Source organism: Corallococcus sp. CA053C (assembly GCF_003611675.1).
Taxonomy (GTDB): domain Bacteria; phylum Myxococcota; class Myxococcia; order Myxococcales; family Myxococcaceae; genus Corallococcus.
Map to the genome: position 1 here is coordinate 1 of NZ_RAWA01000538.1, position 5,429 is coordinate 5,429.

Below are 5,429 nucleotides of genomic sequence, written 5' to 3' on the forward strand. Positions count from 1 at the left end.
CTCCCATTCATCGGGGGCCCGACGCATCCTCCTGTCTCATCGCCCGCCTCCCGAGGACACGTCATGGCTCACGAACACCCCGCCTCCTCCGCCCACCATCACCTCGTCCCGGGCTTTGGCGCCGACCGCGCCGCCCACTACGACACCCAGGCGTCCGTCAACCTCGCCGGTGCCCCGGCGTTGTACGAGCTCGGCGTCAGCGCATTGACGGCCCAATTGGACGGCCAGGACGCGGCGTCGCTGCTCTTCGTGGGACTGGGCACGGGCGCGGAGCTGATGCCCTACGCCCGCTTCAACGTGCCGGGCTGGCGCTTCACGGGCGTGGATCCCTCCGACGCCATGCTCGCCGTCGCCCGGAGCCGCCTGGAGGCCGAGGGAATGCTCTCACGCACGCAGCTGCACGTGGGAGCGCTCCAGACCCTGCCTCCGGGTCCCCTGTTCGACGGCGCGCAGATGATGGGCGTCCTGCACCATGTGGAGGGCGACGAGGCCCGCCTCGAATTGCTGCGCGAGGTGACCCGGCGGCTGAAGCCCGGAGCGCCGCTCGTCGTGGGCTGCCGCGTCGGCAACGACCCTGTGTTGATGAACGTGGAGCTGCGGAGACTGCGGGCGTATGGCGTGCCCCTGGAGCAGCTGGAGCGTCGGCGCCAGCTCTTCGCGCAGCTGCGGCCCATTGAGTCCGATGCCGCCCTGTTCGCGATGCTCGCCCGGACCGGACTGGTGGCACCGCGCCCCCTCTTCCTCTCACTTCAGTTCAAGGTGTTCCTCGCACGCTTCGAGCCCGGAGCCGCGGATGATAGATGAGCGCCCATGAACCTCTCTCAATGGGCAGTCACGGGCCTGGGCGTCGCGTTCCTGGTGTCTGGTTGCGGCGGTAGCCGGAGCAACTCCAAGGTGGACCTGTCCCAGATGGGGCCGTCCCTGAACGCGAACCGCTATGCGAACCTGGAGAAGCTCGCCGCCAAGGATCTCAAGTGCGCCGAGGAGCTGACGCCGAACTACCTCGGTGAGAATCAATATCAGATGAGCGGGTGCGACACCGAAGGCATCTATGAGCTGCGCTGCAGGGTGGGGCAGTGCTCGTGGGTTCCCGACGTGAGGGCCCGCGCGGAGTTCGACCTGGGCTGTGCGCGGGCACAGCTCAAGACCTCACGCCTGGATCCCGTCACGGTGGGCGTCGCGGGCTGCGGGAAGCGCGCGACGTACAGGGCCATCGGCTCGGTCTATGGCCTCACCTGGACGCTGAACTCGTCCGTGACCGAAGACGTCAACTCCGCCGCGGCGCCCACGGGCGAGTAGCGCCCTTTTGCCCAGGCTACGCAGAGCAACGTGTCGGCGATGGGCGGGGAGGGTGGCGGGCATGACGGTGGCGGCCCGCACTGTCCGCCTCCGCACTGCTCGGTGGCTTGCGGCCACAATGGCGACAAGGTCCGCGTCTGCCATCACGCGCCGCCCGACGAGGAGGGCTCGAAGACGATCGAGCTCTGCGTCGGTGCGCCCGGCGCCGAGGCCCACCTGCGTGAGCATGACGAGGACACCCTCGGCTGCTGCCCGAAGGATCATCACGACTAGGAAGGACCGGCGGAGCGGTGTGCCTTCGCGCGCGCACCGGTCCGCGGTGACTTCGTAGGGCCCTCCCAGGCTCAGGGCACGTCCATGGCCGTCGGGTCGGCCTTCCAGCGCTGGAGCAGCTCCTTCGAGGGAAAGCCCCGCACGCGGTAGCGCTCCGGGTACAGCCCCAGCTCCGGCATCAGCAGCATCCCGGCGTCGCGCACCACGAGGTCCCAGCGCACGGAGGCCACCGGGGGCGCGTGCGGGCCCAGCGCCGCGTCCATGAAGAGGATGACGTCCGCGCGCGGCAGCAGCGTCTCGCCGTCGTTGGACCAGATGGCCTGGCCGAAGAAGCGCCCCTTCGCGTCCTGCTCCGGGACGTAGCCCGCGACGTGGAGCTGGGAGCCCTCCGCTTCATGCTGCCGCCGGAGCCGCTCGGTCTGCTCCTGGTAGCCGCGCACCCGGCTGGCGAACGCGAGGTTCTCCAGCAGACTGCGCGACGGGCTGCCCGGCTCGGGAAGGAAGGGCCTCCATCCGTCGGCCGTGAGGCGCAGCGCGCGTCCGTCCACCGGGCGCGGCGCCTTGAGGCCCGCCAGGGCCGCCTCCGCGACCTCGAGCAGGCCCTCCGCGTCCTCGGCGCCGGTGATGAGCAGCGTGTCCCTGTTGGGCACCAGCACCACCCGCTCGCCCTTCACTTCGCAGCCGCTCATCACGTCCTCCAGCAGCAGCCGCGAGGCCCCGTAGCTGTCATTCGTGGCGAGCAGGCACGTGCCCAGGGCCAGGTGCGTGAGCGGCACGGAGTCCAGCCGCCGCAGGTTGGCCATCGCGTCGGCGTGGGCCTGCCCGTACGAGATGCCCCAGCGCGCCAGGTCGTCCGGGGAGACGTAGCGCATGGCCTCCGGGGTGTCCTGGACGAGCGCCTCCGCCAGCACCTCGCCCAGCGGTTGCCAGGACACCGGCACCTTCTCGCCGGACTGCTGGGGGAACTGCTCGAAGGTGTCGCGAGCGCGCACCACCAGCATGAGGTGGGGACGCGCCTGCGCGTAGGTCTCCGCGCCCTCCGGGAGTGCGCCCGACCGTCCCAGCCGCGCGAGCACCTCGCCGCGCTTTTCGGGGGCGGTGGCCAGGTACTCGCGGTGGAAGTTGGAGAGGAAGACCACCATCCCCAGGCCGCCATCGGGGGCGGTGCTCTGGATGAGGAAGCGCTCCGGGTCGTAGGTCAGCGCGCCCGGGATGCCCGTGGCACGCAGGGCCTCCAGGGCCTGCTGGGCGAACGCGTCCTTCTCCCGCAGCTCCGGATACGGCTCACCGGGGGCGCCCTTCGTCCCGCTGGCGAAGACCAGCACGACGACGAGCACCAGGGCGGAGACACCGAAGAGGACGACCTTCCACTGCGTGTTGCGTGACATGGGCCCGAAGCAGACACCGCGAGGGAAGCGCCGTGCAACTTCGGATACCCGACGTGAGGGGGCCCTCCGACTGCTGCCCGGTCCGCGGTGACGCGGAGTGCCGGGCTCAGCGATACCAGCGGAGTCCGGCCACGGCATCGCCCCCGTGCTCGTAGTACTCGATGACCACCGTGTGTTCACCGGCGCGCATCCAGCGGCCCACGAAGAAGCTGGTGGTCGACTGGTCCCTCCACCCGTTGATGATGCGGGAGCCATCCACGAACACGCGGATGCCGTCATCCGCCTGGGCGAGGAAGTAGTACAGGCCCGACGCGAAGTAGAACCGTCCCGTCCAGCGCACGGAGAAGTCGTCGGACCCCACTTCCGGCACGGGCTGGCCCGTGCCCCAGAAGCGCGCGAGCGGCGACCCCTCGCATCTCACCCGCGCGGGGGAGTCCGCCAGGTCCCGGTTGGCGAAGTACTCCGCCCGGTACTGTCCGCCCGGGCACTCCGTGGGGGCGACGGAATCGAAGGAGGCCGTGTAGCTGGCGTCGCTCGCACCGACCTGGATGACGTGCTCCGCGGCCCCGCCGTCCGACCACTCGAGGAACTCATAGATGCCTTGCGGCGACGGAGCGGAGACGGTGTGCGTGGAGCCGACGATGACCTGGCGGACCCGGGGCGCCGGTCCGCTCGTGCCGTCGAACACCAGCTCCAGCCCCGGCGGTGACGTCTGGAGCCACACCTGCACGAGCTGCGGATCCAGCGTGAGGGTCCGGCTGCCCGTCAGCCCCATGGAGTCGGTCGCGGTGAGCGTGAGCTCGAAGTGCACCTCGTCGCCGTGGTCCGGGACGGTGAACGCCCCGGTCGCTCCCGTGCTCGTGGAGTACGGGTGGGAATGACAGGTCCCCGCGGTGCAGTGGCGCAGGGTGATGCTCCATGCCAGCCGGTCGTCGGGAATGGGCCCGTCCTCGGCGTCGCTCGCCGAGCCCGAATAGGCCACCACGTCGCCGACCTTGAAGCGGAACGTCTCCGAAGGGGCGTGGATGGCCACGACGGGCGCATGGTTGCCCACGGAGAGGCTCACGGTGGCGGAGTGGCTGCCCCCGCGCCCGTCGCTGACGGTCAGCCGGGCCACGAAGGCGCCGGCCGCGACATACGTGTGCTCCGGTGAGGGCAGCGTCGACACGGGGGAGCCGTCCCCGAAGTCCCAGAGGTACTGGAGCGCGTCACCGTCCGCGTCGCTGGAGCCCGCGCTGGAGAAGCGCACGAAGAGGGGAGGCGTACCCTCGCGCGGCGTCGCCGAGGCCACCGCCACGGGTGGCGTGTTGCCCACCGTGTAGCGGATGCGGCGCAGCTCGCCCGCGAGGATGTCCACGAAGACGAGGTTGGAGTCTGGCCCGATGCCGAGCTCGACGAGCCCGCCCACCCCGGTCGCGAACTCGGTCACGCTGTCGGGCACGAGCTGATCATTCGCATCCACCCGCAGGGAGCGGATCCACTGCTGGCTGTAGTCCCCGAAGAAGTAGGCGCCCTGCCACGCCTCCGGGTACGCGGTGCCCGTGTAGAAGGCGCCGCCCGTGGCCGTCTGACCGACGCCGTGGTCCCAGACGTACAGCGGAGGCCGCACCGCGCCAGGCCCTCGTGCATAGAGCGCCTGGCAGACGGGCTTGGGTTCGTAGCCGCGTTGGCGGAAGAGCCCCTCGTAGCAGGGCCAGCCCAGGTTCGCCCCCGGGAGCGCGACGTTGATCTCCTCATAGGTGCTCCAGCCCACGTCGCCCAGGTAGGGCGTGGAAGTGCCCGGGCGCAGGCTGAAGCGATAGGGATTGCGCAGCCCCAGCGCCCACACCTTGGAGCGGTTGGCCTGGGCATCCCCGTTCCAGAACGGGTTCGACGCCACGCCCGCGCCGGAGCGGGTGATGCGCAGGACCTTGCCCGCGAGGGAGTCCAGGCTCTGCGCCCGCAGCGCGTCGTCGTCCACCGCGTCGAAGCGGGCCCCATCGCCTGACGTCACGAAGAGGGTGCCGTCCGGCGCGAACCGGAGGTTGCCCACGGAGTGCGAAGAGCTGTCCGAAGGAATGCAATCCGCACCCGCGGGGAAGTCATTGCAGGAGTTGCCCACCGTGGTGCCGAGCAGGACGACCTCGCTCGCGGGCGAAGCCGAGTCACCCTCGGCGGTGTAGCGCGCCAGCCGCGCCGTCTTGGGGCCGGGGTCATCCGTGGCATCGTCGTCATAGGTGTAGAGCAGGTAGATGAAGCCATTGGTGGCGAAGGCCGGATCCACCGCGAGCCCCAGCAGCCCGCGGTCATGGAGCGAGTTCACCCGTCCCTGGAGGTCGATGAAGGGCACGGGCTGGAGGACGCCGTCCTGAGCCTGGACGCGGCCCGCGGAGAGTGCCAGGGCGCCGGCGACCGCATGCGAACCCAACTCCGCGCCCACGGCGGAATGAGCGCGCGCTCCTTCTGAGGTCCGCCTGCCGTCACTTGTGG

At 70.5% G+C, this 5,429-nt stretch carries 5 protein-coding genes; 3 read left to right on the forward strand and 2 right to left on the reverse strand.

The annotated features are described in order from the left end of the window. Positions 1 to 63 precede the first annotated feature (63 nt). From D7V97_RS39380 to D7V97_RS39390, 3 genes are read left to right on the forward strand one after another with little or no spacing between them, the layout of a single operon-like run. Entirely contained in the window at positions 64 to 804 is a 741-nt protein-coding gene (locus tag D7V97_RS39380) for a class I SAM-dependent methyltransferase (protein ID WP_120615720.1), read from the forward strand. Between the two features lie 6 nt (positions 805 to 810). Continuing rightward, a complete protein-coding gene (locus tag D7V97_RS39385) occupies positions 811 to 1,299 on the forward strand; it encodes a hypothetical protein (protein WP_120615721.1) in 489 nt (162 codons plus the stop codon). Positions 1,300 to 1,329: 30 nt separating this feature from the next. Further along, entirely contained in the window at positions 1,330 to 1,572 is a 243-nt protein-coding gene (locus tag D7V97_RS39390; protein ID WP_147445167.1) for a hypothetical protein, read from the forward strand. Between the two features lie 71 nt (positions 1,573 to 1,643). Here the strand turns inward: D7V97_RS39390 and D7V97_RS39395 are convergent, their stop codons facing one another. Further along, positions 1,644 to 2,960, reverse strand: coding sequence for a hypothetical protein (locus tag D7V97_RS39395; protein WP_120615723.1), 1,317 nt, complete (start codon positions 2,958 to 2,960; stop codon positions 1,644 to 1,646). A gap of 106 nt (positions 2,961 to 3,066) precedes the next feature. After that, the coding region (locus tag D7V97_RS39400) for a PQQ-dependent sugar dehydrogenase (protein WP_120615724.1) at positions 3,067 to 5,429 on the reverse strand (2,363 nt) is incomplete at its 5' end.